Origin of the sequence: Komagataeibacter europaeus (genome assembly GCF_002173515.1) — a bacterium.
GTDB classification, from domain to species: domain Bacteria; phylum Pseudomonadota; class Alphaproteobacteria; order Acetobacterales; family Acetobacteraceae; genus Komagataeibacter; species Komagataeibacter europaeus.
The window spans coordinates 3,425,843-3,448,767 of record NZ_CP021467.1 but is presented as its reverse complement, the minus strand read 5'-3'; the positions used below and the strand labels follow the sequence as shown (position 1 = coordinate 3,448,767).

The window sequence follows — 22,925 nt, the reverse complement described above, 5'->3', positions numbered from 1 at the left end:
ATCCGCTCCCGGCTACATGGAACGCAGGGTGGACGCCCCCGCGTCGCCCCTGCCCCATCCCTAACTGTTCCACAACGCCATTGGCCCCGCACGCAGCGGGCAGGAAGCCGGTCGCGCACCAGACACGACCCACAACCCGGACCCCAGGCCCAAGGCAACAGATGACGTTGGAATTATCCACATAAGGTAGAGCAGGGAATCGGTCGAAGCAACGGGAATCTGCCCCCACCCCATCAAAACCCGATTACACGGCATGAAAATGACAAACAAAAAAGGCCGTTACCGCCACTAATGGCGATACACGACCTTCTTCATTACTTGCCGCATTCTTTCAGATGAAAGAAATCAACAGTCCCTTATGCCGCGGCAAGGGACTTGATGCGGGCGGACAGGCGCGAAATACGACGGGCAACGGTGTTGGCGTGAAGAACGCCCTTGCCAACCGCACGCTGCAGTTCCGGCTGTGCCGCGCGCAGTGCAACCGCGGCGTCGTCCTTCTTGCCGGTTGCGATGGCGACCTCGACCTTCTTGACGAAGGTGCGCACGCGCGACAGGCGCGCCGTGTTGCGGGCGTTGCGGACTTCGTTCTGGCGGATGCGCTTGCGCGCTGATGCTGTATTGGCCATTGCTCTCAGTTCATCTGCATAAATCAGGTTACGGCGGTCCGCCACCCGATCGTTGCGGACATCCCATATCAGGCTGGCGATCTAGTCCACCCTGACCCCATTCGTCAAGACAAGTCTTTGCCCAAATCGTCTTTTACCCCCTGCTGGCGGGGACAGAAAAAGCTTGAACGCCCGGACTGGGTGATCCGGACGACCCCATCGCATGCCGGTGGACCGGGACAGTCGGGGCAGCCTTCCCCCTCCCGCCCATACACGCGCCAGGCATGCTGGAAATAGCCCAGCTCCCCATCCGGTTGCACGTAATCACGCAGGCTTGAGCCACCGGCGGCAATTGCCTCCTCCAGCACCGCGCGGATTTCGGTGGCCAGAACATCATACCGCGCCGCACCTATGTCCCCTGCCGCCCGGGCTGGGTGGATGCGCGCGCGAAACAGGGCTTCGGACACATATATGTTGCCCAGCCCCGCCACCACGCGCTGGTCCAGCAGCAGGGCCTTGATGCTGGTGCGCCGCCCCCTGCCACGCGCCGCCAGCCACGGGCCGTCGAACCGGTTGCCCAGCGGCTCCGGCCCCATGCCCGCCAGCAGGCGGTGGTTTTCCACCTCCGCCACAGGCACCAGGTCGACCATGCCGAAACGCCGGGGATCCACCAGCCCGCAACGCGCGCCCTGCGCCGTCTCGATCACCAGGTGTTCGTGCAGCGCAGGCGGCTGGTCGCGTTCCGCCGCCGTGGGGCGCGACAGCAGCACGCGGCCGGACATGCCCAGATGCAGCACCACGACCATCCCGCCCGAAAGCGTGATGAGGATATATTTCCCCCGGCGGGCGAATCCATCGACCCGCCGCCCCTGCAGTGCCGCCGCAAGGCCAGGCGGAAACGGCCAACGCAGGCCGGTATGGTGCGTGCTGGCACGTGAAATAGTGTGACCTTCAAGATGCACTCGCATCCCGCGCATCACAGTTTCGACTTCAGGTAGTTCCGGCATGGCCTCATCTGGGGTTATACCTGTGCATCATGACCGACATTAGCCAGCCATACCATCCCTCCCCTTCCGCCGGCCGTCCCGATGACCGCCACGCGGATACCACCGATTTCGGCTTCCGCGACGTGCCGTTGCGCGAGAAGAAATCCCTGGTCCGTGATGTCTTTGACAGCGTGGCCTCCAAATACGACATCATGAATGACGTGATGTCGCTGGGCATCCACCGCGCGTGGAAGAAGATCTTCGTCAACGAACTCGGCCCCCACCCCGACCTGTCGCTGCTCGACCTTGCGGGCGGCACGGGGGACATCTCCTTCGGGTGGCTGCGTGGCGGGGGCGGGCCTGCCATCCTGTCCGACATCAATGTCAGCATGCTGACGGTGGGCCGCAACCGCGCACTGGAACGCGGGCTTGTCTCCGGCCTCAACTTCGTAGCCGTCGATGCGGAGGCCATCCCGCTGGCCGACAATTCGGTTGATCGTGTCTCCATCGCATTCGGCCTGCGCAACTGCACGGACAAGCTGCAGGTGCTGCGCGAGGCCCGTCGCATCCTGCGGCCGGGCGGGCGGTTCCTGTGCCTTGAATTCTCCCGCGTGCAGGTCGCGGCCTTCGCCCCGGTCTATGATGCCTGGTCCTTCCACGTGCTGCCCCGCATGGGAGCCGCGATCGCGGGTGATCGGGAAAGCTACCAGTACCTGGCCGAAAGCATCCGCATGTTCCCCGATCAGGAAACGCTGGCGGACATGATGCGCGAAGCAGGGCTGGAGCGCGTGACCTACCAGAACCTGTCCGGCGGGATTGCGGCAATCCATTCCGGCTGGAAAATCTGATGGGGGATGGGGCGACCCGTTCTGTTTTGCTGGTCGTGGGCGGCGGCATTGCCGCCTACAAGGCGCTGGAGCTGATTCGCAGGCTGCGCGAACATGGCGTGCGCGTGCGCACGGTGCTGACGGATGCGGGGACACGATTCGTCACCCCCATGTCCCTTCAGGCGCTGAGCGGCGAACGCGTCTTCAGCGACCTGTTTTCCCTGACCGATGAAAGCGAAATGGGGCATATCGCCCTGTCGCGCGGCAGTGACCTGATCGTGGTCTGCCCCGCCACCGCCGACCTGCTGGCCCGCATGGCCGCCGGACTGGCCGATGACCTGGCCACCACCGTACTGCTGGCCACCGATACGCCAGTGCTGGTGGCCCCCGCCATGAACGTGCGCATGTGGACCCATGCCGCGACACAGGCCAATGTCGCGACCCTGCGCGCACGTGGGGTGGCTTTCGTGGGGCCGGAATCCGGTCTCATGGCATGTAACGAATCCGGGCCGGGCCGCCTGGCGGAAACGGACGCGATCCTTTCCGCCATACTGCACGGACTATCCCCCGACAGGCCGCTGGCGGGCCGCAGCGCACTGGTGACCGCGGGCCCCACGCACGAACCGATCGACCCCGTGCGCTATATCGCCAACCGCTCCTCCGGCACGCAGGGATATGCCATTGCCGAAGCCCTTGCGGCGGCGGGGGCGGATGTAACACTGGTCAGCGGCCCCACTACCCTGCCCGACCCGGCAGGCGTTCACACCGCAAGGGTGGAAACGGCGCGCGAAATGCTGGATGCCTGCCGTCATGCGCTGCCCTGCGATATTGCCGTATGCACCGCCGCCGTGGCCGACTGGCATGTCGCCCCGGCAGCCCAGAAGATCAAGAAAACAGCGGATGCGGCCCCACCCGCGCTGCAACTGGTGCCCAACCCCGATATCCTTGCGATGCTGAGCCAGCCCGGCCCGACACGACCCGAACTGGTGATCGGTTTCGCGGCGGAAACCGAACATGTGCTGGCGCATGCCACCGCCAAGCGCGAACGCAAGGGCTGTGACTGGATCGTGGCCAATGATGTCAGCCCCGGCACCGGGGTCATGGGTGGCACGGAAAACGAGGTCACCCTGATCACGGCCGCAGGCCGCGAACACTGGCCCCGTCTGGACAAGGCGCAGGTCGCGCATCGGCTGGTTGCGCGGATTGTCACTTTCCTGCAAACGCCACATCCCAACCCTGAATAACCCGACGGACCGAACCATGACTTCCTCCCCCCTGCCCATCCAAGTCCGCCGCCTGGCCCATGCCCATGGGCTGCCGCTGCCGGCCTATGCCACCGATGGCGCGGCCGGAATGGACCTGCTGGCCGCCGTGACCGAACCGATGGTCATTGCGGCCGGTGGCCGCGCGCTGGTGCCCACGGGGCTGTGCGTGGCGCTGCCGCGCGGATATGAAATGCAGATCCGCCCGCGTTCGGGCCTTGCCCTGAAGCATGGCATCACCCTGCCCAACGCGCCCGGCACCATTGATGAGGATTACCGGGGGGAAATCGGCATCATCGTCATGAACACGGGCAGCGGGCCCTTTGTGGTCGAACGCGGCATGCGCATTGCACAGGCGGTGCTGGCCCCGGTGGTGCGCGGCACATGGGTTGAATATTCGGAACTGGAGGAAACGGATCGCGGCGCGGGCGGCTTTGGCAGTACGGGCACCGCAGGGTGACAGACAGCAGCCTGCCGGGGAACCTGCGGGTCCGCCCCAACATCGCGGACCTGCTTGGCCTGCTGGCGATCATGGCGGGGGCCGTCATTGTCGCCACCGCCGGGCGCCACATGCTGGTGCCCATTCCCGCCAGTGAGGCGGGGACCATCCACCTCAACCCCGCATGGCTGCCCGCCTATGCCGTGCGGACCACACTGCGCATGTTCGCGGCCCTTGCCGCCTCCCTGGCCTTTACCTTCACCTATGCCGTCTGGGCCGCCAAGAGCAGGCGCGCGGGACAGGTGCTGATCCCGCTGCTGGATATCCTGCAGTCTGTGCCGATCCTTGGCTTCCTGACATTTACGGTGGTGTTTTTCCTTGGCCTGTTCCCCGGCCGGATGATGGGGGCGGAACTGGCCGCCATATTCACCATCTTCACCAGTCAGGCATGGAACATGGCCTTTGCCATGTACCAGGCGCTGCGCACCGTGCCGCCTGATCTGGAAGAGGCCGCCCTGTGCTTCGGCCTGACGCCATGGCAGCGTTTCTGGCGGCTGGAAGTGCCGTTCGCCATCCCGTCGCTGGTCTGGAACACCATGATTTCCATGTCCGGCGGGTGGTTCATGGTCGTCTATTCCGAAACGATCACGGTCGGGAATACCGATATCGCCCTGCCGGGAATCGGGTCGTATGTGGGCGTTGCGATCGAACAGCGCAACATATGGGCGATTTTCTACGCAATTGCCGCCATGCTGGCGGTCATCCTGGCCTATGACCAACTGCTTTTCCGACCGCTGGTCGCCTGGTCGGCACGTTTCCAGACCGATGAGGGCACGACGCTTGCAGCACCCGACCCATGGGTGCTGACCCTGCTGCGGCGCACGCACCTGCTGCGGCAGGGCTGCCTGAAACTGGGCGACATGATGACCCGCATCGGCTGGCTGCCGCTGGGGCCGCGCCCATCCGCGCCGCGGCGCCTGCTTGTTCCCTCCCGCCTGCTGGACGGCGCATGGATCGCGGCCCTGGCCGTCTGCGCCATTACCATCGGGTGGAAGACATGGACATATGCCGGCACCCATTACACGACGGGGCAGGTACTGCATGTCACCATGCTGGGTGGCATCACGCTGGTGCGCGTCATGGTAACGGTCATTGTGGCGTCACTGATATGGGTGCCACTGGGCATATGGCTGGGCCTGTCGCCCCGCCGGGCGCGGCACGCGCAGATGGCTGCACAGTTCATGGCCGCCTTCCCCGCCAACCTGTTCTTCCCGCTGGTGGTGGTGGGAATCGTACGATGGCACCTGAACAGCAATATCTGGCTGACGCCGCTCATGCTGCTGGGCACGCAATGGTATATCCTGTTCAACATCGTGGCGGGGGCATCTTCCTATCCCGGCGACCTGCTGGAAGCGGCCGATAACTTCCATGTCCGGGGCTGGCTATGGTGGCGGCGCGTGATGCTGCCCGGCATTACGCCGTATTTCATTACTGGCGCGCTGACCGCATCGGGGGGCGCATGGAACGCCGCCATCGCAACCGAGGTCGCAAGCTGGGGCGACACGACGCTGAGTGCGAACGGACTGGGCGCCTATATCGCCCACGCCACCGTGGCGGGTGCGACCGATCAGGTGGGTCTGGGCATGGTGGTCATGGCGGTGTTCGTGCTGCTGCTCAATCGCGCCCTGTGGCGTCCGTTATCCAATTATGCCGCGCGGCATTACACCTTTGACTGAGAGTTCATGATGCAGCAGCCCGAACCCGCCCCAGCCCAGTCCAAGCCCGGGACGGAACTTGTCCGGATCATCAACTGCCGACAGGCCTATCACAAGGAAAGCGCCACCGACCTGGTTGTGCTGGATGGGGTGAACCTGTCCATCCGCAGCGGGGAAATCGTGGGCCTGCTGGGCCGGTCGGGGTCGGGCAAGTCCACGCTGCTGCGCATTATCGCGGGCCTGCTGCCGCCGACGGCGGGCGAGGTGATCTGGAAGGGCAAGAGACTGGAAGGCCCTGCCGCCGGTATTTCCATGGTGTTCCAGTCATTCGCGCTGTTCCCCTGGCTGACGGTGCAGAAAAATGTCGAACTGGGGCTGGAAGCACAGGGCGTGCCCGTGGCCGAGCGCCACAGGCTGGCCGAAGATGCGATCGGGCTGATCGGGCTGGGTGGATATGAAAACGCCTATCCCAAGGAACTGTCGGGCGGCATGCGCCAGCGCGTGGGACTGGCGCGGGCGCTGGTGGTGCACCCTGACCTGCTGTTAATGGATGAACCGTTTTCGGCACTGGATGTACTCACGGCGGAAAACCTGCGCACCGACCTTGTGGAACTGTGGGCGGAGAAAAAACTGCCCATCCAGTCCATCCTGCTGGTCACGCATAATATCGAGGAAGCGGTGCTGATGTGCGACCGCATCCTGATCTTTTCCTCCAATCCCGGCCGGGTCGCCTATGAACTGCAGGTGCCCTTTGAACATCCCCGCAACCGCGAAGACGCGGCCTTCCGTCAGTTCGTGGACCGGATTTACGCGCTCATGACCCGTCGTGCGCCCGTGGTGTCGGAAGCGGACATGACCGACCCGGACATGAAGCATGTGCAGATCACGGCCGATGCCGTGGCCCTGCCCGCGCTGCCAATCAATACCATCGTGGGCATGATGGAAACGCTGGCCGCCGACCCGCTGCATGGCCGCGCCGACCTGCCGCTGCTGGCCAGCCGACTGCAGCTTGAACTGGATGACCTGTTCCCGTTAGGCGAGTCGCTGCAACTGCTGGGCTTTGCCGAACTGGAGGATGGCGACATCATGCTCACCCCCGAAGGCATGCGCTTTGTCCAGAGCGAGCACGACACCCGCAAGAACATCCTGTGGCACAGCATGCTGCACAACATTCCCATGGTGCGCACCATCCGCGCCGTTCTGGATGAACGTCCCAATCACCGCGCCAGCGCCGAACGCTTTCGCGATGAACTGGAAGACAGCATGTCCCCCGATTATGCCCGCCAGACACTGCAGACGCTGATCGGCTGGGCACGCTATGCCGAACTGTTTGATTTTGATGAAGAAGCCGACCAGCTTTTCCTGGACGACGAAACCGAATAACCGGGGCCCTAGCCCGCCGTATCCACCAGCCGGTCACGGAACAGGCGGCGCATTTTGGCGATCTTGGGCGGGATCACCGCGCTGCAATAGGGATTGCCGGGATTGCGGGCAAAATAGTCCCGGTGATAGTCCTCGGCGGGCCAGAAATGTGTCAGCGGCGCGATTTCGGTCACCAGCGGGTCCGGCCATACCTTTGCTTCCGCAATTTCGTTGCGGATGGCATAGGCCGTCATTTCCTGTTCCGGTCCCTGCCAGAATATGGCGGAACGATACTGCGTCCCCACGTCATTGCCCTGCCGGTTGAGCGTGGTGGGATCATGCATGACAAAAAAGATCCGCAGCAGGTCGGCGCATGACAGTTCGGCGGGGTCGAACGTCACACGCACGACCTCCGCATGGCCGGTGCGGCCGGAACAGACCTGTTCGTAGGTGGGATTGGCGGTATGCCCCCCGGCATAACCGGGTTCCAGTCCCTCCACGCCGCGCAGTTCCTTCAGCGGCGCTTCGAGACACCAGAAGCAGCCCCCACCCAGCACCAGTGTCTCCAATGCGTTTTCGGTCATGGTGGCTTCCTTCCCTCAGGTTACCATAAAAAATATTCCGGCAGTTTTTGGTGAAGCTTTTTTCAAAAAGCTTCAGAGAATGCAGCCTTTTTGAAAAAAAAGCTGCCCCCAAAAACTTTTATTCTTTCCCGACAATCCTTTACGCAATCCGCGCCAGGGCTGCTTTCAGCCGCACGCGCTCTGCCTGGAACGTCTCGAGGCGTTCGCGGTTCTCCGCCACGACTTCAGGCTTGGCGCGGGCCACGAAATCGGCATTGCCCAGCTTGCGCTCAACCTTGGCAATCTCGCCATCGACCTTGGCGCATTCCTTTTCCAGCCGCTGGCGTTCAACGGCAAGGTCAATGATCCCGGCAAGGGGAATGACCAGCGTCGCTTCATCCACCACCAACTGCGCCGCCCCCTGCGGCATTTCACCTTCCAGCGGCTGCACTTCGGATACGCGCGCCATGCGCCCGATCGCTTCCGACCATTTGGCGGCGCGCGCCACGGTCACGGGCGATGCATCACGCAGCAGGACCGGGGCCAGACGGGACGGCGGCACGTTCATTTCCGAACGCACGGTGCGGATCGCGCTAATGAAACGAATCAGCCACTCCATTTCCGCGCGGGCTTCGCTGGCCCCTTCCAGATGTTCGGGCTGCGGCCACGGTGCAGTAATCAGCGACCCTTCCGGCCCAAAGCCGAAATGCCGCCACAGGCTGTCAGTCACGAACGGCGTGACGGGCTGCAGCAGGCGCATGATGGTGCCCAGCACGTGGGCTGCGACCGCACGCGTCTCGACCGCTTCCGCCGTGTCACCGGCAGCAAAGACCGGCTTGGCCAGTTCAAGGAACCAGTCACAGAAACAGTTCCAGACAAAACGGTAGCAAACGGCGGCGTATTCATCGAAGCGGAAGGCTTCCAGCGCCTTTGTCGCGTCTTCCACCGCCTGCGCCAGTTCCGCCAGGATCCAGCGCCCCAGCGGCGACTGCACGCTGGCCGGGCTGAACCCCGCGACCGGGGCCACGCCGTTCATTTCGCAAAAACGCGCGGCATTCCATATCTTGGTGATGAAGGAACGGTATTCCTCCACCTTCCTGCGGCCCAGCTTTACATCACGTCCCAGACCGGTCAGCGAACAGATGCAAAAGCGCATGGCGTCCGCGCCATAGCTGTCGATCATTTCCAGCGGGTCGATGCCGTTGCCCTTGGACTTGGACATCTTCTGCCCGCGTTCGTCGCGCACCAGGCCGTGGATGAACACCGTGCGGAAGGGCACGTCCTTCATGAAATGCAGGCCCATCATCATCATCCGGGCAACCCAGAAGAAGATGATGTCAAAGCCGGTGACCAGCACATCGGTGGGATAATAGCGGGCCAGTTCCGGCGTCTGCTGTGGCCAGCCCAGCGTGGAGAACGGCCACAGCGCGGAGGAGAACCACGTATCCAACACATCCGCGTCCCGCGTCAGCGCCGTATCCTGCCCATAATGGGCGCGGGCCTGCGTGGCGGCGTCGGCTTCGTCATGGGCAACGAATACATGCCCGTCCGGGCCATACCATGCCGGGATGCGATGGCCCCACCACAACTGACGGCTGATGCACCACGGCTGGATGTCACGCATCCAGGCATAGAAGGTGTTTTCCCACTGCCGGGGCACGAATTCGATCCTGCCGCTTTCCACCGCGTCGATCGCGGGACCGGCAAGGGTCTTGGCATCACAGTACCACTGCGTGGTCAGGCGGGGTTCGACCACGGCGCCACTGCGTTCGGCATGGGGCACCTGATTGGTATGCGGCTCGATCTTTTCCAGCCATTCAAGGCGTTCAAGCTCGGCCACCATCGCCTTGCGCGCTTCATCACGCGGCATGCCTTCGAGCGTGCGGACAAAAGCGGGATCGGCCAGACCGTCCTCAGCGCGCAGTTCATCCCCGATCTCGGTCAGGGTGATGCGGGCTTCTTCATCCAGCACGCTGGGCATGTCCAGCCCGTGGCGGCGGCCGACCTCGAAATCGTTGAAGTCATGGGCGGGTGTGATCTTGACCGCGCCGCTGCCCTTGGTCGGGTCGGAATGTTCATCGGCCACGATGGGGATACGGCGGCCAGTCAGCGGCAGGATGACATTCCTGCCCACCAGATCGGCAAAGCGTTCATCATCCGGATGGACGGCCACGGCCATGTCACCCAGCATGGTTTCGGGGCGGGTGGTCGCGACCGTGATGGTGCGGCCCGGCTGCCCTTCGACTGGATAGCGGATATACCACAGGTTGCCCCGCGTTTCCCGGTTATCGACTTCCAGATCCGAAATGGCGGAACGGAAGGCGGGATCCCAGTTGACCAGGCGGCGGTCACGGTAGATCAGCCCTTCGCGGTAGAGGGTGACGAACACCTCCTTCACCGCATCGGACAGGCCATCATCCATGGTGAAGCGTTCACGCGGCCAGTCCAGCGACCCGCCAAGGCGGCGCAGCTGCTTTGTAATGCCGCCGCCGGATTCGGCCTTCCATTCCCACACGCGTTCGATAAAGGCGTCACGGCCCATTTCCTGCCGGGACGTGCCTTCCTTCTGCAGCATCCGCTCGACCACCAGCTGGGTCGCGATGCCTGCATGGTCGGTGCCCGGCTGCCACAGCGTATCGCGCCCCTGCATGCGCCGCCAGCGGATCAGCGTATCCTGCAGGGTCATGGTCAGGGCATGACCAATGTGCAGTGTGCCCGTGACGTTGGGTGGCGGGATCATGATGGTATAGGGCTTGGCCGGGCTGCCCGGCCGTGCGCTGAACGCGCCACTGGCCTCCCACAGGGCATAGAGGGAAGTTTCTGTCCCGTCGGGGGAGAACGACTTGTCAAGCATCACGAAAAACCAGATCCACCATAATCAGACGCAGGGCAGGACAACGCGCCCGGCCAAGGGCAGATATACCCCAAACCGGCGCGAAGGGAACGGCGCGCATGCAATCTTTATCCGCCCCGCGCCCGGCCGGCCGGACCGGACACCCCTGCAATCATACGCAAGCCATGCCGTTTTGTGCCGGATATGGTCGGTCATGCATACGTATCGCGTCAGCGCCCAGGCTGGCTGGTGGCGTAATCACTGATACCCCACAGCCGGTCATGCACGGCGCGGTAATAGGCCTGTTCATCATAAAGCGGCACATCAAGGCTAAGATCACGCGCGGTCAGCCGCCCGATGGCCGCCGTGGCCTGATAGGAGGACTGCACGAGGTTGCCCGCGCTGCGCACCAGCGCGATCTGGGCCTGAAGCAGGGTTTCCTGCTGCTGCAGCACCGCAAGGGTGGTGGTGGTGCCCACGATCACCTGCCGTTGCATGCCATGCAGGGCCATGGCATCGGCGGCGACGGCTTCGCGGTTGCTGTCGATCGCTTCCCGGTTGGCCTGCATGCGCTGCCAGCTTGCCGCCGCCAGCTGAATCGCGGCACGGCGGCGCACGTCCACCGTGCGGGCTGCCTCGGCTGCCTGCTGCCGGGCCATGCGCACGGCGGCATATTCGCCCCCGCCCTGATACAGCGGCATGGAGGCGTTGACGAGCGCGTATTTGTTATTGCTCAGCGAACGGCCATCATCCTGGTTGATGGCGTGCGAATAGGCTGCTTCGGCATTGACTGTAGGCATCAGCGCGGCAAAGGACACGCCGACCGCGTCCTTTTTCGCGGCCTCGTCAAACAGCGCGCCGATGACGTCGGGATTGTTCTGCACCGCCTGCGTCATGGCGTCCTGTTCCGTATGCAGCGGCAGCACCAGCGGCTGGGGCGGGATCAGGTCATCAGGCGCGTCACAGCCGACCACCTGCCGGTAGGTCGCGCGGTCCGCCTGCAACGTGCCTTCGGCCAGTTGCCGGACCGCGCGCGCATTGGCCAGCGCACCCTGCGCCTGCGCCACGTCGGTATGGGTAATTTCGCCGCCATGCGCGCGCAATGCGGTGGCATGCAGCTGAGCGGCATAGACCTGTTCGTTATTGATGTCGATGCTCAGGATCTGTTCATCTTCCACCACGTTGACATAGGCGCTGACCACATCGGAAAAGACCTGCTGTTCCGCCGCGATCAGGCGCGCGCGCTCCGCCATGACGGCATGCCGCGCCTTGTGCGTGTTCGCCGTCGTCCTGCCACCGCTATAGATCGGCTGCGAAATGCTGACCCCGCCGGAATAGCCGGGACTGTCATACCGGCGCATGTACCCGCCGGATTCCCCCGCGACCGGGGCCATGCGCATCAGCCCCGAATAATAGGACATGCTGGCGCTGCCGGTAATGGTGGGACGCCACCCGCCCAATGCCTGCGGAACCTGTTCATCCGTCGCCCGCAGGGAGGCCCGCTCCTGCCGCAGCACGGGATTGGTCAGGTACGCCATGGCCAGCGCGGCCTTCAGGGTATGGGGCGTATCCTGTTCCCCCACCTGGGGCATCGGCACGCGCGCCAGCGCCGTGCCACAGCACAGGATTGCCGCACTGCCCGCCCCGATTGCCCAGTTTCCCTGCATGACCGTCCCCGCCCTGATATGCCCTGCGGGAACATGTGCCCGCAGGGCCTGTTTACGGGCAGGATGTTGCGCAGGCGTTAACCGGGGACGGACCGCCGCGCCATCAGAACACGAAGGCCGGGGCCGGTTCCAGTTCCGGCAGCAGCGGCACCGCGACATCAAACAGGGGCTGCACCGCGCTGCCCTGTGCCGTGCGCATGATGCGACTGACGGATGTCACCCCCGAATCAGCGCAGACCGGCGCGATCACACGCCCGTCCTGCGTCAGTTGCCCCAGCACCGCCGGGGGCACGGCACGCACCGCCCCGTCAATCATGATCAGGTCGTACGGTCCGTCATCCGGCGCGCCATGAACCAGCGCGCCATCGCGCCAGTGCACGCCGGGCGCCCACGTAAAACACAGCGCCCGGCCGATATCCGCCAGCCGCCGTTCCGATTCGAGGGCCGTAACCTCCAGCGCCTCCCCCATGGTGGCCAGCAGGGCCGCGAGGTATCCGGTCCCCGCCCCCACCACCAGCACGCGTTCCCCCCGCACGGGTTCGGCAACCTGCAGCATGCGTCCCGTCACACGGGGTTCGGTCAGGTAGCGCCCTTCCCCCAACGGCAGGTTCTGGTCGGCATAGGCAAAGGCACGCAGGGCCTCGGGCACCGCCAGTTCGCGCGGCAGCGCGCGCATGGCCGCAATCACATGGGGATTGCTGACCTGCGCGGGACGGATCTGGGCATCGACCATGCGCTGGCGGGCCGCACCAAAATCGAGAGGCACATAATCGGGGTCTGTCTTGTCCATAACGTTTCCTTGAAACACGATGCCCTGACGGGAAAGAGTTCGGCCGCCCGGCCGGACGGGCAACATTTTCCCGGCTTTTTTTTCTATTTATGCGCCGCTTTTACACCGAAACAACGCCCCACCTGCACACAACGGCTTGACCTGAGGCACATTTCGGCAGATATAGCGCCAGAGCCGCTGAGGTCTGGTGGCAGAATGGTGATGCAGCGGACTGCAAATCCGCGTACGTGGGTTCGATTCCCGCCCAGACCTCCACGCCGCCCGCACAAGGCAGGCTCTCGGCCATAATCCCATGAAATCCACCGTGATCCCGCCATTCAGTGGCACGGGCATACGCGTCATGTCCCGCATGATGGGGGTATCCGTGGGGGTATCGGCCAAAGGGTGGGGGTATCGATCCGACATCGCCATCGGGCGCGCCCTGCCCGACATGTTCCTGCGCCATCATTGCCCGGTTCCTTCCCGTGACGGGTCATGTCATGTTCAGGCCATGAAACCGACCCTGCTGATCAGTGGCTGCCTGTCTGGCCAACCCGTCCGTTATGATGGCACCGCGCGGACACTGATGCAGGACAGTCTGGCGCGCTGGCAGGCGGAGGGACGGGTCATCGCCTTCTGCCCCGAAACCGCCGCCGGCCTGCCGACACCCCGACCACCCGCCGAAATCATACAGGGCCGGGATGGCGCAGCCGTTCTGGACGGATCAGGCCGCGTATGGGAAGCAGGCGGCCATGATGTGTCTGGTCTCTTTCTGGTCGGCGCGTACCGGGCGCTGGATCTGGCACGACGTCATGGCTGCCGGTTTGCTCTATTGATGGATGGCAGCCCCTCCTGCGGCAGCAGCTTCATTTATGATGGCCAGTTCACGGGCAGGCGGCATGCTGGACAGGGTGTGACGGCGGCATTGCTGCGCCGTAACGGCATTGCAGTCTATGCACCCGCCCGGTTTTCATGCCTTGAAGCCGTAATGGACTGAACGACGGGTTTATCCCGACAGGGATTCCTTGTGGCGGCACGATCTTCCTGATTATCGACAGAATTTGCCCGGTCATGGGATGGGGCCTGGAACAGATGCGACTTCCTTCCCCCTTCCCACCAGATGATGTGGAACGCCGGACGGTGGGCCAGCTCCCCTATCGGATCCCGGCACCCTGCCGCACCGCGCCGTCTGATGATCGCGCAGCCTGCACCAGTGCCATGATACCAGGCGCGATGTCAGGCAGCAGGTCGCCTGCGGGCTGGGGACTGGTCCTGACCGCCAGCATGGAGGCGGATGCTGCAAACTGGCCCCGTGCCGTGGCAAGTGCGGCTTCGGCCTGCTCACGCCAGGCGGTCGCTGGTGTGTTCATGGCATCCAGCCCCGCCTGCGCCAGTCGCGCCAGCAGGGCGGATGCGGGCAGCACCTCCGCTACAGAAGGATCACGTTGCGCCAGCAGCCGCAGGCGGGCGTCATTGTCGCGCCAGTTTTCCAGCCGGGCGCGCAGGCTGGCCGCCAGATCCTTGCGCCCCGCAAGACAGGACAGCACGTCACGGTAAAAAACCGCGGCCTGCGTATTGTCCGTTGCCGCGATATCGGCGGCGCGATCAAGCGGGCGCGGATCGGCGGTGGGAACGACACGGCTGGGGCCAAATACGTGGTTATGGGCGTAATTACGCACCGGGCTGGTGACGGACAGCAGGGTTGCCAGCGGCGTCACGTCATCGGGGGCCAGTCGCGCCATCATGCGCGCCCGGTTGGCTGTTGCGCGATTGCCCAGCAGTTCCAGTTCCGCCTGAACCACCGGCAGGCGCGTGGCAAGGCTGGCCGCATCGCGCACGCTGGCTGGCGACCAGAACCGTTCCGCCAGTGCCGCCGCCCGGGGCCACAGCCGATTATCGAGCATTTCCTCCGTCACGATTTCCGTCCACAGCGCGGCCTCCGCCCCCATGACGCGGGCATCCTGCGCGGGCGTCATGCGCGCAGCGGGATCCAGTGCGAAGGGTTCAAGAAAAGGCGCATGAGCCTGCGCCACCTGATCGGGCGGCAGGCCATTACCCTGCGGGTCCAGCGGATCGACCCGGTAATGTTCGGCCGCAGGCAACAGCAGGTCGAGGTAATACCCCGACGACACCACGACCGGATGCCCCGCCTGCGTGGCCGCTGCCGTATAACGTGACCCACGCCATGACTCGATCACGATGCTGGCGGGTATCGGGGCGTCCAGCAGTTCGTCCCAGCCCATCATGATCCTGCCATCGCGTGCCAGCATGTCATGCACGCGTTGCGTATACATGGCCTGCAGGGTGGCGGTGGTATAGCCATGCTGCTGCATCCAGGCGTTTATGCGCGGGTTTCCCGTCCATTCATCGGGCCGGACCTCATCCCCGCCCACATGGAAATAGGCATCGGGAAACAGACCGGCCATTTCATGGTACAGTCCGGCGATAAAGTCGCGTGCCTGCGGGCTGGTCGGATCAATCGCGGCCCGGACCACCCGTTTCGGGTCCATGGGTGCCGCCACGGGCTGGGCCGCGTATTGCGGATAGGCCAGCAGCAATGCATAGCTATGCCCCGGCGTATCGAATTCCGGCACGATGCGGATACCCCGCCGTGCCGCGTATGCCACCAGTCCACGCACCTGCTGTTGCGTATAATACTGCCCGTGGGACGCCACCTGCTGCAGGCGGGGATACAGCCTGCTTTCCACCCGGAACCCCTGCCCGTCCGACAGATGCAGGTGCAGCACATTCAGTTTCGTCAGTTCCATCATGTCCAACTGACGCTCAAGCGCGGCAGGGGACATGAAATGCCGGCTGACATCCACCAGCAGGCCCCGCCATGCAAAACGCGGGCTGTCGTCAATTTCAGCCGCGTCGAGCACCGGCCCCGTCTCCCGCCGTTCCACCAGTTGCAGCAGCGTCGCCAGGCCACGTAGCACGCCCGCCGGGCCATCCGCTTCCAGCGTCGCCCCCTGCGTATCGGTCCGCAGGCGGTAGTGTTCATGCATGTGGATGGACAGCATGTCCGCATCCGGCGCCAGGCAATGGATACGCAAGGTCAGCCCCGGCCGTCCCCCCGGTGCGACGTCACGCCCGGACAGGGCGGCAAGGCGCTGCGTGAAACGCGCCACCGCTTGGTCCAGCAGGGCGGATCGCATCCCCTGCCATTCCACCGCGACACCTCCGGTCAATGGCGCCGCGCCGGACTGAAGATGATAGGTTCGGGGTTGCGGCATCAGCGCCGGTTCCGCCACCGCAACAGGCATATGCGCGCATATGCCCATCATGAACACAAGCGGCAGCACAGACCGGAAGCAGGGGATATCGGGCATGGCGACAGTCTTTCCGTAAGGGCGTGTTGTGAAATAACCTGTTGATGAAAAGCAAACGTTTCCGGGCACCACCCTTCCCTGGCACGATGACGTTTTCCGAGGTTTTTAAATGAAGCTACGGCAGAAACAGCCCTGTGGCCTGCAGGGCGTTTCATGGGCGGCCCGTCATGCTGCCCTGTCCCCCAAGCCCGGATTCTGTCTGCCCCTGTGCCCCATCCACAGCGCGTATCCCCCGATCAGGCCGTAAGCAGGCAGCATGATCCCCGCAAAGGCGGGTTTCATCCCGATAACGGGGATCAGCCCGGCAAAAAGCTGCGGCATGAACGCCCCGCCCGAAAACGCCATGACCAGCAATGCCGTGGCGCGATACTGCCCGTTACCAGCCGCCTGCAACACAAGGGGAAACAGGATCGGCATCATCATGGCGTTGGCCAGCCCCAGCAGCGCCACGCACAGGACCGAACCAACCCCCGGCGTCATGGCCGCGACAAGACACAGCGCCATCCCCAGGATGGCGGATGCCAGCAGATAGCGCACCACCGTGCACCGGTCGGGCACCATGACCGTCCCGACCACATAACCCGCCAGCATGGCCCCCAGCGTGAGCGAGGTCAGGAACCGCGCCTGCCCCAGCGAAATTCCCACCCCACGCCCATAAACACCAATGGCGTCCCCCGCCATGACCTCCACGCCCACATAGATGAACACCACGGCAATCCCCACCCATGCCCGCGCAGGCATGCGCCCGGAATGCGGCGTGGCGGTATCGGCATCAACAACCAGCCGGATATCAGGCAGGCCCGCATGGCGCAGCCCGAAGGCGACGCACAGCAGCACAACCGCCATGCAGCGATAGGGCACCACCACGGCATGCGCGAACGCGGCCAGCACAGCGGCACGCCGTCCCATGTCCACCGCATTGGCCAGATGGGTCATGACACCCCCGATATCGCGCATGACCAGAACAGAAAATACTATTGGTGCGATAATGCCAGATGCCTTGTTGGCGATCCCCATGGCCGCAATACGTCGTGCCGCCCCCTGTGGCGGTCCCAGCATGGTGACATACGGGTTGACCGTAACCTGCAGCAGCGTCAGTCCCGCCCCCAGCACGGACAGTCCTGACAGCGCGCCGGGATACCAGCGCCTGCCCACGCATTCCCCGAATACGGCCGTGCCCGCGGCCATGATGACAAGGGCCACCACGATCCCGTCGCGCAGCCCCATGCGCCGCGCCAGGCCCATCGCGGGAAAGGCGCAGGCCAGATAGGACAGGTAGAAACACATCGGCACCAGAAACGCGCCCACCGGCCCCAGACCAAAGGCGACCTGCACGAAGGTGATCAGGGGACCGTTCAGCCATGTGACAAAGCCGATGATGAAAAACAGCCCGGCCATGATGGCCAGTGGCCGCATGCCAAGGACGCCGTCCGTTCCCGCCAAACGATGATGGGCCAAGTATTTCCCCCTTCTGTCGGGACGCACCCCGTCCGCGCCCGGATTGTACTGGATACGCAACATGATACATGGAAATGACCGCCGCCAGCGCGCATATTTCGTGTCGGGGCACGACCTGCTATGCCGGGCGTGACCCGCAACAGGACAGGCTTGGTCCCTCATGCGCCTGCATTCCCCATGGCATCCCCACCTGCCCCCCGGTGACACGCCACCCGCCGAACGCCTGGCGGATGCGCTGGCGGGTGACATTCTGAGGGAAAAGCTGGATGCAGGGGACCGCCTGCCTGCGCATCGTGACCTTGCATGGCGACTGGGCATAGGGGTGGGCAGCGTAACCCGCGCCTATGCCATGCTGGAACGGCGCGGACTGGTGCGCAGCGTGCGCGGGCGCGGCATGTTCGTGGCCTCCCGCCCCGGTGGATCGGGGCAGGCGATCGACCTGTCGGCCAACATGCCGCCGCCCATGTTCGGCAATCGCGCGCTGGCCCGCACGCTGGGCCGCCTGGCCCATACGGTCGATCCGGCGCTGTTCAACGTCTACCCGCCCATCGCTGGCCATATCGAACACCGCCGGATCATGGGCCACTGGCTGGCGGAACTGGGGGTGGACATGCCGCCTGACCGCCTGCTGCTGACCAGCGGGGCGCAGCAGGCGCTGGGTGTGGCCGCAGGCGTATGCAGCAGGGTCCGCACCGTCGCCATAACGGAAGAACTGGCCTATCCCGGCATGCTGTCGCTGCTGCGGCAGGCGGGGCTGTCCCCGCATGGCCTGCCCATGGACCGGCATGGCCTGCTGCCCGGACCTCTGGAGCGCATGCTGCATGCCCATGGGACCGGCCAGTGCGTGCTGTATGTCACCCCCACCATGCACAATCCCACCACCGCCACCATGGACCACGCCCGCAGGCACGACATCGTGCGGATATGCCGGGCGCATGACGCCCTGATCATCGAGGACGACGTCTATGACTGCGCGCGGGACGACCGGCTGCCCCCGTTGGTGATACTGGCGCCAGACCGGACGTTTTATGTCAACAGCCTGTCCAAGACCCTCAGCCCCGGCTTGCGTATCGGCACACTTGCGCCCCCTGCCCGCTTCATGGCGGCGGCGGCCGATGCGCTGCTGAATTCATCGCTCATGATCGCGCCCCTGTCCTATGCCATGATGGCGCAGTGGATGCTTGATGGCACCGCGACCGCCGTCCGGCGCGCGCTGCGGGGCGAGGCAGGACGACGGCGTGAACTGGCCCTGCGTATTCTTGGCCCCGACCTGACGCCGCCCGCCTATGATGCCTTTCATGCATGGATGCCCATGTCGATGGAGCAGGCGGCTGATTTCGTGCCTGCCGCCGCGCGCGAAGACGTGACGGTCACGCCGCTGCGGCCCTTCATGGCGGCACCCGGCGCCTGCACGCAGGGCGGCATACGGCTGTGCCTTGGCCCGGTCGCCCTGCCTGACCTGACGGAAGCCCTGCGCCGCCTGCGTCATGTGCTGGATGGGATGGACAATAGTGTCACGTGACACTTTCTTCGTGGAAGGAAAGTGTCACAGCATCCTATCATCCCCGCGACAGACACAAGCCGAGGACAGTCCATGACAGAGCAGCCCATTACGGTCATCGCCACCATACGCGTCCGCCCCGACCATGAAAAAGCGGCGATCGCGGCCATCCATGACTGCGTGAAGGCATCCCGGCTGGAAAAAACCAACCTCTCCTACCAATGCCACCGTGACGTGTCGGACCCTGCGGTTTTCGTATTCGTGGAACGCTGGGCCAGCCCCGAAGCCCTGAGCGAACATGAAACCACGCCACATTTCCGGGCGATGGCGGATGTGTTCCGGACCGCGCTGGCCGAACCGCTGCATGTGCGCATCACACGTGAAATCTGATACCGGACCGCTGGGGCTGCTGGGGCGCCTCGCCATTGCGCTGTTCCTGTCCTACATGGCGGTCGCACTCCCGCTGGCGGCCATACCGGTCGCCATCCTGCACTGGCCGGGTTACGGCAACGGGCTTGCGGGACTGGCGGTAGGCATCGCGTTCTTTTCCACAATCCTCAGCCGTAACCATGCGGGCGCGTTTGCCGATACCAGGGGCGGGCGACCATGCATGCGCGCGGGACTGGCGCTGTATGTGGCGGCCAGCCTGATCTGCGTGCTGGCGGGCATGGCCAGCCTGCCCAATGGCGCACGTTACGCCATCCTGATCGCGGGACGCCTGCTGCTGGGGATCGGGGAAAGCCTGACCATCGTGGGCATGCTGGGCTGGGGTATCGGCCTTATGGGCCAGCAGCGCGCGGGACGGGTGCTGGCGTGGACGGGGGCGGCCATGTATGGCGCCTTTGCCGTGGGGGGCCCGATCGGGCTTGCGATATACGAACACTGGGGGCTGGGCGCCCTCATGCTGGTATCCGCGCTGCTGCCGCTGCTGGGGCTGGGACTGGTGCGGGATGTACCGCCTTCGCAGCCGCATGCGGGGGGCAGGCCACCGTTCTGGCGTATTCTGGGCACCATCCGCTGGCAGGGCATTGCGGTGGCGTTGCAGGGGGTGGGGTTTGCCGCACTTGGGGCTTTCCTGCCGTTGCGTTTCCTGCATGCGCACTGGCCTTACGCGGGGCTGGGGCTGACCTGTTTCGGGGTCGCATTCGTGGCTGGCCGCGTTGCATGCGGGCACCTGCCCGACCGGATCGGCGGGCTGAAGGTGGCGCTGTTCTCCCTTTTGATCGAGGCGGCGGGACAATACCTGCTGTGGGGCGCTTCCACGCCGCTGCTGGCGCTGGGGGGCGCGGTGCTGACCGGGGCGGGATGTTCCATGGTCTATCCCTCGCTTGGGGTTGAGGTCGTGCGCCTGGTCGCCCCGCACATGCGCGGCACGGCGCTGGGCGGTTTCGCCGCCTTTCAGGATCTGGCCTATGGCGCGACCGGGCCGCTGGCCGGGCTTCTGGCGGACCGTTACGGGTATGGAATCGTGTTTCTGGTCGGCGGCCTGTGCGCCACGGGGGCGGCCATCATCATCCTGGCCCTGCTCAACGCCCGCGATGGGAGGAAACCCACATGACGGATACCGTCTATATCCCCGGCACCTGCGACACCAAGCACGCAGAACTGGTCTATATCCGCCAATGCCTGCATGCGCGTGGGGTAAAGGGGCTGATTGTGGATGTCAGCACACGCGGCACGGATGCCGATGCGGATGTCAGCGCGCGTACGGTGGCCGCGTGCCACCCCGATGGGGCAGGCGCCGTATTCCGTGGTGAACGCGGGCAGTCGATTGGCGCCATGGCGGTTGCCCTGCGCCATTACCTGCTGGCGCGCACCGACATGGCGGGCGTGATCGCCATTGGCGGGTCCGGCGGCACGGCGCTGGTGGCCCCTGCGTTGCAGGCGCTGCCGCTGGGACTGCCCAAGCTTGTGGTCTCCACCGTGGCGTCGGGCAATACCGCGCCCTATGTCGGGGGATCGGATATCGCCATGCTGTATTCGGTAACCGACATGGAGGGGCTGAACCGCCTGTCGCGTGTCATACTGTGCAACGCCGCCAACGCCATGGCGGGCATGGTGCGCACGCCGTGCCATATTCCCCCGGACCCCCGCCCCGCCATTGGCCTGACCATGTTTGGCGTGACCACGCCGTGCGTCGATCACATTGTCCATGACCTGTCGGGACGGTTTGACTGCCTGGTGTTCCATGCCACCGGCACCGGTGGGCGCGCGATGGAACGGCTGGCGGATGACGGGGTCATACGCGGCTTCATTGATACGACACTGACCGAGTTCTGCGATCTGGTGGCCGGCGGCATTTTCCCGTGCGATACCGACCGCCTGGGCGCCGTCATTCGCACGCAGCGCCCGTATGTGGGCAGTTGCGGCGGGCTGGACATGGTCAATTTCGGCGCACGCGCCACGGTGCCCGAACGGTATCGCGACCGCGTGTTTGTCGAACATAACCCGCATATCACCCTCATGCGCACCAGCGTGGCGGAATGCCGCGCCATGGGCCACATGATCGGCCACCAGTTGAACCGGTGCGAAGGGGAGGTCCGCTTCCTTTACCCCGAGGGCGGTTTTTCCATGCTGGACCAGCCGGACGCACCGTTTCACGACCCGGTGGCGGATGAGGCCTTCTACACCGCACTGTCCGAAACACTGGACCAGACCCCGCGCCGCCGGCTGATCCGCCTGCCCCATGCGATCAACGACCCGGCCTTTGCCGATGCGCTTGCGCATGAATTTTCCCTTATCTTCATGAAGGACACAGACAATGCCCAGCATTCCCCGCAGTGAGATCCTTGCCCGATTCCGCACCATGATCGCAGCACGCAAGCCCATCGTGGGCGGCGGCGCGGGCACCGGCCTGTCCGCCAAGTGCGAGGCGGCGGGCGGGATCGACCTGATCGTGATCTATAACTCCGGCCGGTACCGCATGGCGGGCCGCGGGTCGCTGGCGGGGCTGCTGGCCTATGGCAACGCCAACCAGATCGTCATGGAAATGGCGCGCGAGGTCCTGCCCGTCGTGCCCGGCACGCCGGTACTGGCGGGGGTGAATGGCACCGACCCGTTCGTGGATTTCGATGTGTTTCTTGATGATGTCAAACGCGTCGGTTTTTCAGGCATCCAGAACTTCCCTACCGTGGGGCTGATTGACGGCAATTTCCGCAAGAACCTTGAGGAAACCGGCATGAGCTACAGCATGGAGGTGGACGTGGTCGCCCGCGCCAACCACAAGGACCTGCTGACCACGCCCTATGTCTTTGACCCGGCCAACGCGGTGGACATGGCAAAAGCGGGCGCTGACGTGCTGGTGGCCCATATGGGGCTGACGACGGGCGGGGCGATCGGGGCGGAAACCGCGTTTACGCTGGATGACTGCATTGAACGGATCAACGCGATTACCGAAGCCGCGCGCAGCGTGCGCCCCGACATTATCGCCCTGTGCCATGGCGGCCCGATTGCCATGCCGGCTGATGCACAGAAGGTCCTGTCCGGCTGCCCGGACTGCCACGGCTTCTATGGCGCATCCAGCATGGAGCGCCTGCCGGTTGAGGTTGCCCTGACCGAACAGACCCGCAATTTCAAATCCCTGACCCGCTAAAAGCGTATCGCAAG

19 protein-coding genes and 1 tRNA gene are annotated in these 22,925 nt (G+C 64.6%); 12 read left to right on the top strand and 8 right to left on the bottom strand.

The window, feature by feature from the left end:
• Positions 1-356: 356 nt before the first annotated feature.
• Both rpsT and mutM read right to left on the bottom strand, forming a co-directional pair.
• On the bottom strand, positions 357-626 hold the full coding sequence (rpsT, locus tag S101446_RS15845; RefSeq protein WP_010509791.1) for a 30S ribosomal protein S20: 270 nt from the start codon (positions 624-626) through the stop codon (positions 357-359).
• 104 nt (positions 627-730) lie between these two features.
• Complete coding sequence (gene mutM / locus S101446_RS15840) at positions 731-1,612, bottom strand: bifunctional DNA-formamidopyrimidine glycosylase/DNA-(apurinic or apyrimidinic site) lyase (RefSeq protein WP_087608779.1); 882 nt, start codon at positions 1,610-1,612, stop codon at positions 731-733.
• Positions 1,613-1,641: 29 nt separating this feature from the next.
• On the opposite strand from mutM, the gene S101446_RS15835 reads away from it, so the two are divergent.
• The 5 genes from S101446_RS15835 to S101446_RS15815 are packed head-to-tail and all read left to right on the top strand — an operon-like array spanning position 1,642 to position 7,217.
• Positions 1,642-2,439, top strand: coding sequence for a class I SAM-dependent methyltransferase (locus S101446_RS15835; RefSeq protein ID WP_019085731.1), 798 nt, complete (start codon positions 1,642-1,644; stop codon positions 2,437-2,439).
• On the top strand, positions 2,439-3,662 hold the full coding sequence (gene coaBC, locus S101446_RS15830) for a bifunctional phosphopantothenoylcysteine decarboxylase/phosphopantothenate--cysteine ligase CoaBC (RefSeq protein WP_087608778.1): 1,224 nt from the start codon (positions 2,439-2,441) through the stop codon (positions 3,660-3,662). Before S101446_RS15835 ends, coaBC begins: the two co-directional genes overlap by 1 nt.
• A 16-nt stretch (positions 3,663-3,678) precedes the next feature.
• Positions 3,679-4,140, top strand: a complete 462-nt coding sequence (gene dut / locus S101446_RS15825; protein WP_010509795.1) for a dUTP diphosphatase — start codon at positions 3,679-3,681, stop codon at positions 4,138-4,140.
• Complete coding sequence (locus tag S101446_RS15820; protein ID WP_010509796.1) at positions 4,137-5,855, top strand: ABC transporter permease; 1,719 nt, start codon at positions 4,137-4,139, stop codon at positions 5,853-5,855. Before dut ends, S101446_RS15820 begins: the two co-directional genes overlap by 4 nt.
• Positions 5,856-5,861: 6 nt before the next feature.
• Positions 5,862-7,217 (top strand): ABC transporter ATP-binding protein, encoded by a 1,356-nt coding sequence (locus tag S101446_RS15815; protein ID WP_019085728.1) that lies wholly within the window; start codon positions 5,862-5,864, stop codon positions 7,215-7,217.
• A gap of 8 nt (positions 7,218-7,225) precedes the next feature.
• On the opposite strand, the gene msrA is transcribed toward S101446_RS15815, so the two are convergent.
• The 4 genes from msrA to S101446_RS15795 form a co-directional block, all read right to left on the bottom strand.
• The gene (msrA, locus tag S101446_RS15810; protein WP_019085727.1) at positions 7,226-7,780 is read right to left on the bottom strand and encodes a peptide-methionine (S)-S-oxide reductase MsrA; all 555 of its coding nucleotides are present in this window, start codon (positions 7,778-7,780) and stop codon (positions 7,226-7,228) included.
• 139 nt (positions 7,781-7,919) lie between these two features.
• Positions 7,920-10,613 carry a valine--tRNA ligase gene (locus S101446_RS15805; protein ID WP_087608777.1) on the bottom strand — a complete coding sequence of 898 codons (2,694 nt, stop codon included), beginning with the start codon at positions 10,611-10,613 and terminating at the stop codon, positions 7,920-7,922.
• Positions 10,614-10,822: 209 nt separating this feature from the next.
• Entirely contained in the window at positions 10,823-12,259 is a 1,437-nt protein-coding gene (locus tag S101446_RS15800; RefSeq protein WP_087608776.1) for a TolC family outer membrane protein, read from the bottom strand.
• 103 nt (positions 12,260-12,362) lie between these two features.
• Complete coding sequence (locus S101446_RS15795) at positions 12,363-13,049, bottom strand: protein-L-isoaspartate O-methyltransferase family protein (protein ID WP_087608775.1); 687 nt, start codon at positions 13,047-13,049, stop codon at positions 12,363-12,365.
• Positions 13,050-13,230: 181 nt separating this feature from the next.
• Between S101446_RS15795 and S101446_RS15790 the strand changes: the two genes are divergently transcribed.
• A tRNA-Cys gene (locus S101446_RS15790) sits at positions 13,231-13,304 on the top strand.
• 49 nt (positions 13,305-13,353) lie between these two features.
• A complete protein-coding gene (locus tag S101446_RS15785; RefSeq protein WP_456303533.1) occupies positions 13,354-14,025 on the top strand; it encodes a DUF523 domain-containing protein in 672 nt (223 codons plus the stop codon).
• A gap of 157 nt (positions 14,026-14,182) precedes the next feature.
• Here the strand turns inward: S101446_RS15785 and S101446_RS15780 are convergent, their stop codons facing one another.
• Together S101446_RS15780 and gluP are read right to left on the bottom strand one after the other, a co-directional pair.
• A complete protein-coding gene (locus tag S101446_RS15780) occupies positions 14,183-16,360 on the bottom strand; it encodes a beta-N-acetylhexosaminidase (protein ID WP_087608774.1) in 2,178 nt (725 codons plus the stop codon).
• Between the two features lie 165 nt (positions 16,361-16,525).
• A complete protein-coding gene (gene gluP / locus S101446_RS15775; protein WP_244184313.1) occupies positions 16,526-17,818 on the bottom strand; it encodes a glucose/galactose MFS transporter in 1,293 nt (430 codons plus the stop codon).
• A gap of 160 nt (positions 17,819-17,978) precedes the next feature.
• On the opposite strand from gluP, the gene S101446_RS15770 reads away from it, so the two are divergent.
• From S101446_RS15770 to S101446_RS15750, 5 genes are all read left to right on the top strand, one after another.
• Positions 17,979-19,340: an aminotransferase-like domain-containing protein gene (locus S101446_RS15770; protein WP_087608772.1), complete on the top strand. Its 1,362-nt coding sequence runs from the start codon at positions 17,979-17,981 to the stop codon at positions 19,338-19,340.
• A 72-nt stretch (positions 19,341-19,412) separates the two neighbouring features.
• Complete coding sequence (locus S101446_RS15765; RefSeq protein ID WP_010509814.1) at positions 19,413-19,709, top strand: putative quinol monooxygenase; 297 nt, start codon at positions 19,413-19,415, stop codon at positions 19,707-19,709.
• Entirely contained in the window at positions 19,684-20,877 is a 1,194-nt protein-coding gene (locus S101446_RS15760) for an arabinose transporter (RefSeq protein ID WP_087608771.1), read from the top strand. Before S101446_RS15765 ends, S101446_RS15760 begins: the two co-directional genes overlap by 26 nt.
• Positions 20,874-22,103: a Tm-1-like ATP-binding domain-containing protein gene (locus S101446_RS15755; RefSeq protein WP_087608770.1), complete on the top strand. Its 1,230-nt coding sequence runs from the start codon at positions 20,874-20,876 to the stop codon at positions 22,101-22,103. Before S101446_RS15760 ends, S101446_RS15755 begins: the two co-directional genes overlap by 4 nt.
• Positions 22,081-22,911 (top strand): phosphoenolpyruvate hydrolase family protein, encoded by an 831-nt coding sequence (locus tag S101446_RS15750; protein WP_087608769.1) that lies wholly within the window; start codon positions 22,081-22,083, stop codon positions 22,909-22,911. Before S101446_RS15755 ends, S101446_RS15750 begins: the two co-directional genes overlap by 23 nt.
• Positions 22,912-22,925: the final 14 nt, after the last annotated feature.

Coding starts and splice junctions, on each gene's coding strand:
- rpsT (WP_010509791.1), bottom strand. CDS start 626: ATGGCCAATACAGCATCAGCGCGCAAGCGCATCCGCCAGAACGAAGTC.
- mutM (WP_087608779.1), bottom strand. CDS start 1,612: ATGCCGGAACTACCTGAAGTCGAAACTGTGATGCGCGGGATGCGAGTG.
- S101446_RS15835 (WP_019085731.1), top strand. CDS start 1,642: ATGACCGACATTAGCCAGCCATACCATCCCTCCCCTTCCGCCGGCCGT.
- coaBC (WP_087608778.1), top strand. CDS start 2,439: ATGGGGGATGGGGCGACCCGTTCTGTTTTGCTGGTCGTGGGCGGCGGC.
- dut (WP_010509795.1), top strand. CDS start 3,679: ATGACTTCCTCCCCCCTGCCCATCCAAGTCCGCCGCCTGGCCCATGCC.
- S101446_RS15815 (WP_019085728.1), top strand. CDS start 5,862: ATGATGCAGCAGCCCGAACCCGCCCCAGCCCAGTCCAAGCCCGGGACG.
- msrA (WP_019085727.1), bottom strand. CDS start 7,780: ATGACCGAAAACGCATTGGAGACACTGGTGCTGGGTGGGGGCTGCTTC.
- S101446_RS15805 (WP_087608777.1), bottom strand. CDS start 10,613: ATGCTTGACAAGTCGTTCTCCCCCGACGGGACAGAAACTTCCCTCTAT.
- S101446_RS15800 (WP_087608776.1), bottom strand. CDS start 12,259: ATGCAGGGAAACTGGGCAATCGGGGCGGGCAGTGCGGCAATCCTGTGC.
- S101446_RS15795 (WP_087608775.1), bottom strand. CDS start 13,049: ATGGACAAGACAGACCCCGATTATGTGCCTCTCGATTTTGGTGCGGCC.
- S101446_RS15780 (WP_087608774.1), bottom strand. CDS start 16,360: ATGCCCGATATCCCCTGCTTCCGGTCTGTGCTGCCGCTTGTGTTCATG.
- S101446_RS15770 (WP_087608772.1), top strand. CDS start 17,979: ATGCGCCTGCATTCCCCATGGCATCCCCACCTGCCCCCCGGTGACACG.
- S101446_RS15765 (WP_010509814.1), top strand. CDS start 19,413: ATGACAGAGCAGCCCATTACGGTCATCGCCACCATACGCGTCCGCCCC.
- S101446_RS15760 (WP_087608771.1), top strand. CDS start 19,684: ATGTGCGCATCACACGTGAAATCTGATACCGGACCGCTGGGGCTGCTG.
- S101446_RS15755 (WP_087608770.1), top strand. CDS start 20,874: ATGACGGATACCGTCTATATCCCCGGCACCTGCGACACCAAGCACGCA.
- S101446_RS15750 (WP_087608769.1), top strand. CDS start 22,081: ATGCCCAGCATTCCCCGCAGTGAGATCCTTGCCCGATTCCGCACCATG.